The organism is Actinomycetota bacterium (genome assembly GCA_018334075.1).
GTDB lineage: Bacteria > Actinomycetota > Coriobacteriia > Anaerosomatales > UBA912 > JAGXSC01.
In genome coordinates this window covers 14,705-28,771 of the sequence record JAGXSC010000021.1, presented here as the reverse complement: position 1 = coordinate 28,771, position 14,067 = coordinate 14,705, and the positions used below count along the sequence as shown (strand labels likewise).

Below are 14,067 nucleotides of genomic sequence, written 5' to 3'. Positions count from 1 at the left end.
CGATGAAGGGCCGACGTGAGGCGGTTGGCGAGATTCTGAAGCAGCTTGCAGCCGCCAGCCCCAGGCGAAAGACGGTCATGGTAGCGGCTATCACTGCGATTGTCGTGACAGCCATTGCCGTTGCGGTCTATTTTCAGGACCCGAGCGCCAAAGATGAGCGCGGACAGGTCGCTGACACCACCGAAAACCGTTCAGGATCCGGTGATCGCGACACGACTTCCTCGAATGCTTCTGGTGGGCCGACAGCTGAACCGACGCCGACAGCTGAACCGACGCCGGCCGCCACCTCCGCCGCGCCTCCGAAGACGGAAACTACGACCGGCAGTCAGGCAGCTACTGGCGCCGGTGGCCTTCGCGGGCGGATCGCCTATCGCCTTGAAGACGCAGTGTGGGTGGCTTGTGAGGACGGGCGTGACCCCGTGAGGGTCGCCTCGCTCGGGACTGGCCCGATCACACTCTCTCCGAACGGCGCTTTTATCGCGACGGTGCATGATGGGTCGATTGTTCTCGTGAACGTCTCGACAGGAGTCGCGAGGAGCGCTGGTCCCGCCGAGGCTATGCGTCCTGTTTGGCTCAAAGACTCCTCGGCTGTGCTATATGTGCGTGTGACTTCAGGCTCGGCGAGTCCTGAGGTTTGGAGGCTGCCTGTGTCGGGAGGCGGAGCGCAAAAGGTCGTCGATGGGCACTCTCCAGCAGCTGCGGCGGATGGAACCGTGGTTGCGATCCCACCTTTTGATCCTGCCAAACCTGAGGCCGAGCAGGCGTATTTCTGGGTGCTCAGGCCCGGCAGCGCGCTTTCAAGATCAAAGACGGCAGCCCGCGTCAACGCTATCGATGTCATGTCGGGCAGGGTCGTCTACGCTACCGGCGGCGGATCGATGGGTGGCACGGGTCCGGCGATATGGATTGCCGCAATCGATGGCAGGGATTCTCGGCGGGTCATACAGGGGTCTCCAGGAAACCGGCCGTTTGGCTACAGCGACTTGCGTTTGTCGCCTACGGGCAGGCATGTTTTGGCGACTCTTTCTGGGGATGACGGTTACTCCAGGGTCCAAGTGATCGACTTGGGTACCGGGGGCGTGACCCACCTTACGGTGAGGCGTGATACCTATCCGATGGGATGGACCGCCGATGGCGCGGAAGTAAGATTCTTCGAGGGCAATGCCTTTCAGGGAGAGTCAAGTTCCTTGCTGGGGGCGCGTAAAGACGGAACAGGCCGAGAAGTGGTAGTTCAGGGTGCTCGTTGACCGGTGCCAAGCAGGATAATAGGCGATTGAGGCAGGATTATCGGGGAATTATTTGCGATTATCCCCTAGGGGGTATTGTGGAATTGTGATGTAAATCACATACTTTACGCATAGTAGCCAATGCGGCTTTAGGAGAGGGCGGCTGTCGCTATGCGTGTTCGATTTGGGGTTATTGCGTTAATGTTGGTTTCTGCCTTTTTTTGGGGGACGACGTCAGCTTTTGCTGCACTGCCGGAGCCGCCTTTCGAGACCAACGCTGAGTGTATCGCGTGTCACGACGTAGCGGCCGACGCTCCCGTATTCAGCCGAGTCAACTTTTCTGTGTCTGAGCTGGTTGATTACAACCGATGTCGAACATGTCACTTCAATCTTCCCGACCAAACTCGCTGGGCAGGTAGGGACGTATTGATTCACTACCATGCGGAGATGAGGTTCTGTCATAGCTGTCACGATGGCTCGCAGGACTTTTGGTTCCCGATGCCCGAGCCTCGGGTGAACAATCTGACTTTGACGGAGTACGGGTTTTTTGCGAACGCGCAGTCCTTACTGGCCTCTCCCGCCGCCCTCCATCAGATTCATATCACAGAGGATTGGGTTGAGCGGGAGTTCGGTGACGAGTACCCACAGTGCTCGCGATGTCATGCCTCGGCAGCCTGCTCGGCCTGTCATGTGGCCCCTGTGGCTCATGAGAATCACGCGCTGCCGGATTATCCCGCTGTCCCGATGAGACAAACCGATGGACTTATTGTGGGTGTTACGACATCGACGTGCATAAACCCTGCGTGTCATGCTGTATCGCAAGCTGGGCTTCCTGGGTTTTCACCAGGATGTGCCGATGTCTGTCATGTCGGGTACGAGGCGTATCATGGCTACGAAAGCATCGATCACGTCGCCGAAGATGGAGTGATCGAGGGAGTCACCTGCTCCTCATGTCACGCTCTTGATCTGGAAGCCGAGCATCAGAGACCCAGCGCGAGCACTACGGGGATCGGGTGTGCGGTCTGCCATCCCTACCCGCGTGATACTTATACGGTATGGAATCAGAGCTGCATACAAGGCGGCTGTCACACAGTCGGTTCCGCGGATCCATATCATGCTGCGGCGGAAGCCGGGCATGTGATAGTGGCGGCCGGTGAGGTCTGCCTTGCCTGCCATGCCGGGACCGATCTTGCCGAGATTCACACCGCCGCGGTATATCCGGCGATCCCCGAAAGGCGATCTTGCCTGGTGTGCCATTCGCCGGTCGCACCGTCTCAGCCTGCGACCTTGCCGGCTACAGGCGATTGCACTGTGTGCCATTTCACTTTCGAGCAGCACTACGACGAAGTTGCGCATCGCAGCACGTGGGATATGGCGGGTTGCGGCGGAGATGGCTGTCATACCACTCCCGACCTGATGCTGGCCCACACGGAAATCGTCCGCGATTTTACATGTATGGACTGTCATCGTTCCGCGGATCCTGTTGTCATCAGGGCGATCGAGCAGCGTCAGACCGCATGTGACGCCTGCCACGTAAGAGTGGAGCAAGACGTGGCTCACAGGCCGGTGCATTGGGCCAGTCCACTATTGATTGGAGCCGGCGGGATACCAAATTACGCATACTGGACGGGGTCACTGGCTGGCCCGGCCACTACCGACTGTGCGATGTGCCATACCAGCAACCTTGTTGATGAGCATATGGGCACCTTTGAAATGGTGGGTGGAGTCGAAGTGGTGACCCGGCTGCCGCGCTACGACGCACGAGGCAACGCCTTGTCTTGCGCAAGCTGTCATCGGTCCACTGATTTGAGAACCGGCATCGCAATCGCTACCCGGCAGACAGGTTGCAATGCGTGTCACGATGTTCATGGGCCGATCGGTGAGATACATCAGTCTGTGTTCGCCGAGGATCCCGAGGTATCGTGCGTTAGCTGTCACTCCGCCGACCTGACGATAGAGCACGGTACTGGGATGACCGCAACGACTCCTTCCGGACGCCAACTTACCGGTTGCGCGATATGTCACTCTTACTTCGAAGGCGAGATGGGTCAGCGATCGGAAGCCGCGATCGACGCGCGCGATACCCGATGCACAGCCTGCCATGTTACTTATCATGATGATTTGACAGCGCATCTTGCCACCAGTACTGCATCGGTTGCGGGATGCGGGCGTTGCCATGGTGTCATTGTTGATGGTGCCATAGACGTCGCGCCATTGCACGCAGGAGCTCCGCAAAGTTGCAACGTCTGTCATGCAAATCGAGCGCGCGTACCTGACCTGGCCGCCGAGACCGCGGAGTGTTCAAGCTGTCATGCTGTCACCGGCGTTGAATACCATCGGAATATGGACACCCTGCATGAGTTTGGCGCAATGGATCCCTCGTGCGCCTTGGCGGGATGCCATGGCTCGAACATGCTACCTCAGGTGCATGAGCCGTTTATGGACAGGTATCCCCAGTACACCGATACCTGTGCGCTATGTCATCTAAACACCGATACAGCTCGCATTGACTGGAGTAGGGCCACGGCGGACTGCTCGACGTGCCACGTCGTGCACGGAGACATTGATGTAATTCATCAGGCGCCAGATAGCCAGGAGTGCGTCGCGTGCCACAGGACCGCGGATGTGATTGCCCTGCATCCTGAGTGTGGAACCTGCCATAACGCGGCAGTGGACACTACAGTAACCGCCAGGTGCGTCAACTGTCATGATTACTCGCCTGTAGAGCAGAGGCACTATCCGGCAGCCGCTCATCAGGCAACACTGCAGCAGAACTGCAGGGCGTGTCACTACGTGGATCTCTCAGCTGAGCACAGAAGGCCAGGAGTTGGACCTATAGGTTGCGTGCGGTGCCATGTCTATGAGAGGTTCCCAGCTGTCTGGGATCGTGGGTGCACACAATGTCATCCTGTTTACCACGATCAAATGCCTCAGCGACACGTGTCAACGAACACCGGTTGCGCGGGTGCCGGCTGCCATAACATTCAGGATGTTGCCACCATTCATACTACCGCTGCTCCTGGTGGAGGGTGTTCGGTGTGTCACATCAGTCCGAGTCAGCCAGCCACGACCACGAACTGCTCCACATGCCACCCAGGGATTGGGCTTGACAGGCACAGGGGAGTACATGATGGAAGACCGGCCAATGGTGTTGGGTGCGAGGGTTGCCACTTCCGGTTTGTGGACGAGGAGCATTTAGTGCTGGGTTATAACTGTGCGACATGCCACAGGTCCACGAACCCTGTCGTGCGCGCGGCCATCGAAGCTAACGATCTTCGTTGCCTGACTTGTCACCCTGACTCCGCGCACAATGCGCGCCAAGCGATGGAGTTCGATCCTAGGAATGCGTCGATGCACAGGGTGCGAGCGGATCTTCCGGGCATGCGTAACAGATTTGTGGTAAACGGGATCACCTATACATGGGCACTGCCACCAGTGAATACATTCCTTTTGCCGGGATGGACATACGACTCTATTGTCACATGCAATGATTGCCATACATATACCAACGCGGCAGGGCCTCATGGCGCGGCGATGAGAATCAATATCGATCCGGCGTTTCCGAATCCATTCCGTGTCACGACGGGCAACGAGAGCAATACCGCGCAACTAAGCGCCAACTCCCCGACGGGGATGAGCATGACAAAGGAGGGCTCACAGCCGGCCAGGATAATCTGCGAAAAGTGCCATGATCTTCGGACTCCTGGAGGAACCTGGAGCACGAATGCGCATCAGGAGCACGATGACAGGGGTCGGGAAGGAGCTTACTGTAATCAGTGTCATGTAGCTATTCCACATGGCTGGGGCAGGCCCCGGTTGCTCGGCACAGTATGTGATCCACCTGCTTACAGGGCATGGCCCGGGACCGGCCAAAACGATGGTGGTACTTCGCGTATAAGCGTTAGGAGCTATACGCCGCAGGGTTGGCAGGAACAAGATTGCGGTGCGGCGTGCGATCCAGAGGAGCATCCGCGGCAAGGTACATTCTGGCCGAACATCATGCCTGGCGGGATACCGGGTATGACGACCGGTATCGTAGCGGGTCGCGTAACTGACGCGACAACTACCGCCTCGGTCGGTGGCGCCACAGTGACCGTCGTCAACGTTGGGTCAGCGACAACCGCATCTGATGGAACTTACACGCTGGCCAATATCGTTCCAGGAACGTATTCGATGACCGTCTCGAGAACCGGATATCACACATGGTCGGGTTCCGTAACCGTTACTGCGGGAGGGACCACGACGAGAAACGTGGCTCTATCTGCGGTCGCGGTGGCGCCTACCAATCTCGCGCTGAACAGGGCCTTCACGGCATCGCGATCGGCAAGCACGACTAATACACCGGGTACGGCAGGCGACGGCAATCTGAGCACCTTCTGGTGGTCAAACAGGACCGGAGGCAGTACGACTACGGAGTGGCTTGCTGTTGATTTGGGGTCAAGGTTCAGGGTAAGGACTGTAGAGATCGCATGGAGCGGTGATCTTTGGGCGAGAAACTATCGCATATTGGTCTCAACGGATAATCGAAATTGGACCGAGGCGTTCAGAACAGAAAGCGGAACATCTGCCGTGCAGCGAATCACGTTCTCAGCACGGGACGCACGATGGATTCGAGTCGAGTGCAGTAGGACTGGCACTGGGCGATCCAATGGCTATGGCGTCGCTGAGCTAAGGGTATTTCAGTAGCGAAAGTGGCGTGTGGTAAAGATCGTCAGGGCTTTTGGTATCTCCAGCAGCCCTGGCGATTGCCGTATCTTTGGAACTTCAATATACTTCGCGATAAGTAAATATCGGAATATGGCTTTGACGGAGACGAGTAGAGGCGAACCTTCGTTACAGTGAGTCGGGATTTATCGTGGAAGCCTGACGCGAGACGACTCGAAACCACTCCCGAGCCACTCGGCCAAAAGTTTCATGCGATCCACGAATGACCTTCATGGGCGCAAGAGGCAAGTAAGTCGAGTCGGTGGCAACCGTTATCTGCCGTGCGAGCCCAAGGTCGTATGCTTTTTGCGGTCAAGGGCTTGTCGACATCAGTTTATGGTGTTCACTTCGTGCGGCGTTGCGGTTGTACTTGACCCGAAAGTGCAGGTACAACATGATGCGCCGCATTGTCAAAATCAGATTAGCTCCTGGGGTTGCTCCAGGGTTTCCTGCATTGGCCGGTAGCTTATGAGCAATAAAGTTACTGGTGCCCAAGCACTCGTCAAAGGATTGGTTGCTGAAGGCGTTGACACGATCTTCGGCTATCCGGGTGGCGTCGCTCTTCCCATCTTCGACGCCCTCTATGAGCACGACCAAGTTCGCACTATTCTGCCTCGCCATGAGCAAGGTGCTGTTCATATGGCGGATGGCTATGCTCGCGCGACAGGCAGATGCGGTGTCGCTCTTACCACAAGCGGGCCGGGGGCCACTAACACCGTGACCGGCATCGCCACCGCTTACATGGACTCCATTCCGATTGTTGTTATCACAGCGCAGGTCGCTACCAGCGTTATCGGCACGGATGCATTCCAGGAGTCTGACATCACCGGAATAACCTTGCCTATCACCAAGCACAACTACCTGATAAAGTGCGCGAGCGAGGTGCCGTCAGTGGTGAAAGAGGCTTTCCATATAGCGACGACTGGAAGGCCAGGCCCGGTGCTCATAGACATTCCGGTTGATGTCAGCAAGGGTGAGCTGGAGTACGAGTGGCCCGAGGTCGCACATCTTCCGGGCTATAGGCCCACCTATCGCGGGCACGCCAAACAGATCAAGCAGGCAGCCCAGATGATCTCGAAGGCTCGCAAACCACTCCTTTACGTCGGCGGCGGAGTTATCGCCAGTGCCGCTGCCAAAGAGCTGAAGGATCTCGCCGAGCTCATGCAGATTCCGGTGACAACTACGATGATGGGCAAGGGCGCCTTTCCTGAGGACCATCATCTTTGGATCGGCATGCCTGGAATGCACGGCGCCAAGTACACCAACTACTCGATTACTGAGACCGACCTGCTCATCGCGGTTGGAGTTCGCTTTGACGACAGGGTGACGGGCAAGCTCTCGGCCTTTGCCAGCAAAGCGAAAGTCATCCACATCGACATCGATCCAGCCGAGATTGGAAAAAATAAGAACGTGGACGTCCCGGTAGTCGGGGACGCAAAAACCATTCTCGCGGGTATAGTCGCTGAGTTGCGCAAGATGGTCGCGCAGCCGCGAACCGATGCGTGGATGAGAGTGATCGATGACTGGCGCAAGAGGTTCCCCCTGCATTACGCTACCGAGCCGGGAGTTCTCTACCCTCAGTATGTGGTTGAGAGGGTCAGCGAGCTTACAAAAGATCGCGATACGATAATCTGCACTGAAGTTGGCCAGAACCAGATGTGGGCATGCCAGTTCTACACACTGAGGCACCCTCGCTCCTGGGCCTCCTCGGGCGGACTCGGTACGATGGGCTATGGATTGCCCGCAGCGATCGGCGCTCAGGTCGGAAGGCCGGACGCGCTTGTCATCGACATTGCAGGCGACGGCTCTATTCAGATGAACAGCCAAGAGATGGCCACGGCGGCTATCAACAATCTGCCGGTCAAGGTAGTTATATTGAACAACGGCTTCCTGGGCATGGTTCGTCAGTGGCAGGAGCTCTTTTATGAAAGACGCTACTCGGCATCTGTCCTGTCTCGGGATATACCGGATTTCGTGAAGCTCGCCGAGGCTTATGGATGGATGGGCGAGAAGATATCTCACCCCGAAGATGTCGATGCCGCTCTTCTTCGTGCCTTCGAGCATCCGGGTCCAGCTATGCTTGATTTCCGGGTCGCCCCCGAGGAGTGCGTTTATCCGATGGTGGCTCCAGGGGCCAGTATCGATGAGATGCTCGGCGGTGTTCCGGGGTGTCCGGTCTCGGAGATGCTCGGCGACGATCTGCTTGAGGAGGTGTGGGAGTAAGATGAACCATACGTTGTCGGTTTTGGTGGAGAACAAGCCCGGAGTGCTAACTCGCGTGGCATCGCTTTTCGCGCGCCGGGGTTTCAATATCGACTCTCTGGCTGTTGGACCTACCGAGGATCCCACGCTCTCGCGGATCACTATCGTGGTCAGCGCCGCAGACACTCCACTTGAGCAGATCACAAAGCAGCTTCACAAGCTCGTGAACGTGATAAAGATCCAGGATCTCGATCCATCGCAGTTGGTCGACAGGGAGCTCGTGCTTTTCAAGGTCAATGCCGCGCCGGAACGCCGTCATGAAATCATTGAGATAGCGAACGTCTTTCGCGCAAAGATAATTGATGTGGGGAAGAATTCTTTGACGATAGAGGCCACCGGATCGGCCAGCAAGATAGAGGCCCTGGAGGATCTTTTTCGAGCGTACGGCATCAAGGAGCTTGCACGGACAGGCAGGGTCGCCCTCGCGCGCGGCCCCAAAGAAAACACCAAGGCATAAACAGGGAGAGGAACCACCATGGCGATTATGTACTACGAAAAAGACTGCGATCTGAGTGTGATAAAAAACCGTAAGATCGCGGTTATAGGCTACGGCTCGCAAGGACATGCTCATGCGCTCAACCTCCACGACTCCGGATGCAATGTCAGAGTTGGCCTGAAGGCCGACTCCAAATCATGGGAGAAGGTAAAGAGCGCCGGGTTGAAGGTCATGACCCCTCGCGAGGCGGCCGCCGAGGCGGATATAGTCATGATCTTAGCTCCCGATGAGGTCCAGGGGCATATTTACTACTCGGAGATACACGAGCACATGACAAGCGGCAAGGTGCTCGCATTTGCCCATGGCTTCAATATCCACTTCGGTCAAATAGAGCCGCCTGACAACATCGATGTCATCATGATCGCCCCCAAAGGCCCCGGCCACATGGTGCGCCGCGTCTTTACCGAGGGATCGGGCGTTCCGTGCCTCATAGCGGTTCACCAGGACGCCAGCGGTCAGGCGCGCGATATCGCGCTGGCTTGGGCGGCTGGCGTGGGCGGTGCCCGCGCGGGCGTTATCGAGACGACCTTTGCCGAGGAGACGGAGACCGATCTCTTCGGCGAGCAGGCGGTGCTTTGTGGCGGCGCCACGGCACTCGTCATGGCTGGCTTTGAGACGCTGGTGGAGGCGGGCTATCAGCCGGAGGTCGCTTACTTTGAGTGCTTGCACGAACTCAAGCTCATCGTCGATCTGATGTATGAGGGCGGAATGGCCAAGATGTTCGATTCGATAAGCAATACCGCGGAGTTCGGCGCGTATGTCACCGGACCTAAGATCGTCACCGACGAGACGCGTCAAGCGATGGCGGAGGTTCTGTGGAACATCCAAAGCGGCAACTTCGCTCGCGATTGGATGCTTGAGAACAAGGTCTCGCAGCCTCACTTCAAAGCAATGCGGCGTATCAACTCTGAGCATCTAATCGAGGATGTCGGTCAGGATTTGAGGCAGATGTTCACGTGGTTGGAAAAGGAGTGAGCAGCATGAAAAAAAGCTACCTCATGACACCTGGGCCCACACCGGTTCCCGCCGAGGTGTTACTCACGCAGGCAGCGCCGATCATCCATCACAGGACACCTGAGTTCTCCAAGGCTTTCGCGCAAGCCATCGAGGGCCTCAAGTATGTCTTCCAGACCACCAGCGACGTTCTTCTCTTCGCCAGCTCGGGTACTGGAGTTATGGAAGCCGCGATCGCGAATTGTTTCTGCGCGGGCGACAAGGTTATCGTCGCGCGCAACGGCAAATTCGGGGACAGGCAAAAGCAGATTTGCGAGGTCTATGGGCTTCAAGTCGTTGACTTGAGATACGAATGGACACAGGTCGCAAGCCCCGAAGATATTGCCCAGGCGCTCCGGGACAATCCGGACGCAAGGGGCGTAATAGTCACGCAATCCGAAACCTCCAGCGGTGTCCTAAACGACGTGAAGGCAATTGGCGCTATCGTTCGCGATTACCCCGATTGTGTTCTGATCGTCGACAGCATCACCGGTATCGGAGCCGTCGAATGCAGAGCCGACGAGTGGGGACTCGATGTCGTTATGACGGGCTCCCAGAAGGGCCTTATGCTTCCGCCCGGCCTGGCCGCCTGTTCGGTCAGCGAGAAAGCGTGGCGGGCTTATGAGCGCTCGACTCTGCCGAAGTTTTACTTCGACTGGATGAAGTACAAGAAGAACATCGAAAAGGACACCACGCCTTTCACCCCGGCGGTCTCACTCGTGCTCGGTCTGAACGTAGCGCTTTCCATGATCGCCGAGGAGGGCCTGGGTAACACCATAGCCCGCCATGCCAGGCTTGCCGAGGCTACACGTGCGGGATGCGAGGCGCTCGGACTGAAGCTTTTCGCTCCGCCAGAGGGTCGCGGCAATGCGGTGACACCGGTCTGGGTTCCGGATGATATCGACGGCAAAGCGCTGGTAAAGATGATGAAAGACAAGTACGGCGTGACTATCGCGGGTGGCCAGGACGAGTACACAGGTCGCATTTTCCGTATCGGTCACCTGGGGTACTTCGGTCAGTTCGACATAATCGTGACCCTTACGGCCCTTGAGATGACGCTGGCTTCTCTCGGCTATCAATTTGAGCGTGGCGCAGGTGTGAGAGCCGCCGAGTCTGTTTTTATGGAATCATGAGAGGCGCACATATGAGGAGCAGATCATGAAGATATTGGTCGCGGAAAAGATCGCCAAGCAAGGCATCGACAAGCTCAACGAGGAGTTCGAGGTTACAGTGCGAACAGATCTTACCCCTGAGCAGCTCGTTGAGATGATACCCGGGTATGACGCGCTTATTGTGCGCTCGGCGACACGAGCCACGCGCGAGGTGATCGAAGCGGGTGTGGACTTGAAGGTCATCGGACGCGCCGGTGTCGGTGTTGACAACGTGGATGTTCAGGCGGCCACGGAAAGAGGCATCATCGTGTGCAACGCGCCGACGTCCAACATCGTTTCGGCCGCCGAGCACACTGTTGCTCTGATGCTGGCACAGTCGCGAAATATCGCGCAGGCGAATGCAAGCATGAAGCAGTGCAAGTGGGAGCGCTCAAAGTACACCGGCGCGGAGCTTTACGAGAAAACGCTGGCGATATTTGGCCTCGGAAGAATCGGCTCACTTGTGGCTGAGCGCGCCCGCGGCTTTGGTATGCGCATCATCGGCTTCGATCCATACACTACGCCCGAGCGCGCCTCGGCGATGGGCGTCGAAATGCTCGACAACATCGATGAGGTATTGGCCCAGGCCGATTACATCACGGTGCATCTGCCCAAGACCAAAGAGACGATCGGCATGTTCGGCGCCGAGCAGTTCTCGAAGATGAAAGACGGAGTGCGGCTGATAAACACAGCTCGCGGAGGCATCTTCCAGGAGCAAGCGCTTCGCAAGGCCCTCGAAGACGGCAAAGTGGCCGGCGCCGCGATCGATGTATTCGAGGTCGAGCCGTGCACAGACTCCTCCCTGATCGACTTCGACAACGTCATTCTCACGCCGCACCTTGGCGCAAGTACCGCCGAGGCGCAGGACAGGGCGGGCGAGCAGATCGCCGCCTATGTGGCGGCTGGGCTTCGCGGCGAGATGGTTCCCACCGCTGTGAACATAGTGCCGGTCTCCCCTGAGGTTTATGAAAAGGTCGGACCGTACCTTTCGATTACCGAGGACCTTGGAAAGATGGTCGCCCAGATGGCGCATCAAGGCCTCGAATCACTCGATATCAGGTTTGTGGGAGCGCTCGCCGAGACCGACACCCGCATCCTCAAGACCGCGATGCTCAAAGGACTTCTGGCGGTTGTCAGCGCCGAGTCGGTCAACTTCGTAAATGCTGATTACTACGCCGAGCAGCGCGGCATTCACGTCATCGAGACAAAGCAGACCGAGGCTACGGATTATGTTTCGATGGTCTCGGTCACCGGAGTGGGCCCGGGCGGGCGCATCGAGGTTGCGGCCTCGCTCATCGGCAAGAAGAATGAGCCGAGAATCGTGTCGCTGTTCGGTTACGATCTCGACATGGCGCCATCACAGTTCATGGCCTTTTTCACCTATCGCGACCGGCCAGGCATGATCGGCAATGTCGGAACGATCCTTGGCTCCGAGGGCATCAATATCGCCTCCATGCAGGTCGGCAGGGACGAGGCCGGCGGAAAGGCCTTGATGGGCGTGACGGTCGATTCTTCGATAAGCGCTGAGTTGCTGCGTACGATAGTCGAGAAAGTCGGCATGGATGAGGCGTGGGGCGTGGAGCTGTGAGAGGAATCATGGAGCGCGGAGTCGCGAGGGGAATCACCTAGTGAGCGATCCATCACCTAAAGCGCCAGAGAAGGTCTTCATCTTCGACACCACTTTGCGTGACGGGGAGCAGTCCCCGGGCGCGAGTATGAACACCGAGGAGAAGCTCGAGATCGCCCGTCAGCTCGTGCGGCTCGGCGTCGATGTGATCGAGGCCGGATTTCCGGCTTCGAGCCCCGGCGATTTTGAGAGCGTCAGGCTAATCGCCGCCGAGGTGGGCGACGCAGCTGTGGTGTGCGCGCTTTCACGTGCGGTTCCTGCTGATATCGAGAGCGCCGCGGCCGCGCTTGTCGGCGCGAAAAGGCCACGGATCCATACCGGGATAGGGGTGTCTGAGAGTCACATGCGCGACAAGTTGCGCGTCACTCCGGAAACCGCCATCGAGCGAGCGGTAGCTGCGGTGAAGTTGGCTCGCTCCCTCGTCGATGACGTGCAGTTTTACGCCGAGGACGCCGGTCGGGCGGATCCGCTCTTCCTCTACAGGATGGTTCAGGAGGTTATCTCGGCAGGCGCGACCGTCATCAATATTCCGGACACCACGGGGTACACCTATCCGGAGGAGTTCGGAGCCTTGGTGCGTGGACTTTTCGACTCTGTCGACGGCATCGAGGGCGTGACCGTGGCCGTTCATTGCCACAATGATCTGGGCATGGCCACCGCCAATGCGCTCGCGGGCGTCAAGGCGGGCGCTCGGCAGGTCGAGTGCACGATAAACGGCATCGGCGAGCGGGCCGGAAATACCGCCCTTGAAGAGGTGGTAATGGCGCTTCGATCCCGCAGCGAGTACTTCGGAGTCGACACGTCGATAAACACGCGCGAGATCATGCGCACTTCGCGCCTGGTCAGCAACGTCACGGGCATCTTCGTACAGCCCAACAAGTCGATCGTCGGAGCCAATGCGTTCGCGCATTCAAGCGGAATCCATCAGGACGGCGTGTTGAAGGAGCGCACAACCTACGAGATCATCGATCCTGTCGAAGTCGGTCTTCGCGGCAGCGCCATAGTCCTTACCGCGCGAAGTGGTCGGCACGCGTTACGCCACAGGGTCGAGCAGCTCGGACACGAGCTCAAAGACCACGAGTTCGAGCGCGTGTACACGGAGTTTTTGGAGCTCGCCGACAAGAAGAAGGAGATATACGACGAAGACCTCGAGGCTCTGGTCTCCGAGTCCGAGCGTGCGCTTGCCGGCGAGGTCTATCATCTTCAGTCGATTCACGTCATGTGTGGCGAGCCGGGTATTCCGACAGCGACCGTGGAGCTTGAGGTGGTCGCAACCGGCGAGCGGATGATCGACTCGAGTCACGGGACCGGCCCCGTTGATGCCGTGTACTGCGCGATCAATCGCATGATAGATGTGGAAAATGACCTGATCGAGTTCAGCGTCCAAAGCGTCACGCGCGGCATCGATGCCCTGGGTGAAGTCACGATCCGCGTGCGTAGCTCGGATGGCAGGGTGTTTACCGGCCGAGGCGCACACAGCGACATCATCACAGCCTCTGCGCGAGCGTACGTCAACGCGCTCAACAGGCTGCTGCTTGCAGCGCAAAAACCCTCAGCTATTGACGAGCCCTGATCAGGGGTTTTGAAGGTTTGGTAAGTCACATCCCT

Annotated in this window: 8 protein-coding genes; all 8 read left to right on the top strand. The window is 57.9% G+C overall.

The annotated features are described in order from the left end of the window. Positions 1-2 precede the first annotated feature (2 nt). The 8 genes from KGZ89_03180 to KGZ89_03145 all read left to right on the top strand — a co-directional run bounded on the left by KGZ89_03180 (position 3) and on the right by KGZ89_03145 (position 14,032). Positions 3-1,247, top strand: coding sequence for a hypothetical protein (locus tag KGZ89_03180; GenBank protein MBS3973853.1), 1,245 nt, complete (start codon positions 3-5; stop codon positions 1,245-1,247). A 180-nt stretch (positions 1,248-1,427) separates the two neighbouring features. Continuing rightward, on the top strand, positions 1,428-5,912 hold the full coding sequence (locus tag KGZ89_03175) for a discoidin domain-containing protein (protein MBS3973852.1): 4,485 nt from the start codon (positions 1,428-1,430) through the stop codon (positions 5,910-5,912). Positions 5,913-6,398: 486 nt separating this feature from the next. After that, positions 6,399-8,153 (top strand): biosynthetic-type acetolactate synthase large subunit, encoded by a 1,755-nt coding sequence (gene ilvB, locus KGZ89_03170; GenBank protein MBS3973851.1) that lies wholly within the window; start codon positions 6,399-6,401, stop codon positions 8,151-8,153. Position 8,154: 1 nt separating this feature from the next. Next, on the top strand, positions 8,155-8,649 hold the full coding sequence (gene ilvN, locus KGZ89_03165; GenBank protein MBS3973850.1) for an acetolactate synthase small subunit: 495 nt from the start codon (positions 8,155-8,157) through the stop codon (positions 8,647-8,649). Between the two features lie 18 nt (positions 8,650-8,667). Beyond that, entirely contained in the window at positions 8,668-9,663 is a 996-nt protein-coding gene (gene ilvC, locus KGZ89_03160) for a ketol-acid reductoisomerase (GenBank protein ID MBS3973849.1), read from the top strand. 5 nt (positions 9,664-9,668) lie between these two features. Beyond that, a complete protein-coding gene (locus KGZ89_03155; GenBank protein ID MBS3973848.1) occupies positions 9,669-10,814 on the top strand; it encodes an alanine--glyoxylate aminotransferase family protein in 1,146 nt (381 codons plus the stop codon). 25 nt (positions 10,815-10,839) lie between these two features. Continuing rightward, the gene (gene serA / locus KGZ89_03150; protein ID MBS3973847.1) at positions 10,840-12,420 is read left to right on the top strand and encodes a phosphoglycerate dehydrogenase; all 1,581 of its coding nucleotides are present in this window, start codon (positions 10,840-10,842) and stop codon (positions 12,418-12,420) included. After that, positions 12,395-14,032 carry a 2-isopropylmalate synthase gene (locus tag KGZ89_03145; GenBank protein ID MBS3973846.1) on the top strand — a complete coding sequence of 546 codons (1,638 nt, stop codon included), beginning with the start codon at positions 12,395-12,397 and terminating at the stop codon, positions 14,030-14,032. Before serA ends, KGZ89_03145 begins: the two co-directional genes overlap by 26 nt. Positions 14,033-14,067 lie beyond the last annotated feature (35 nt).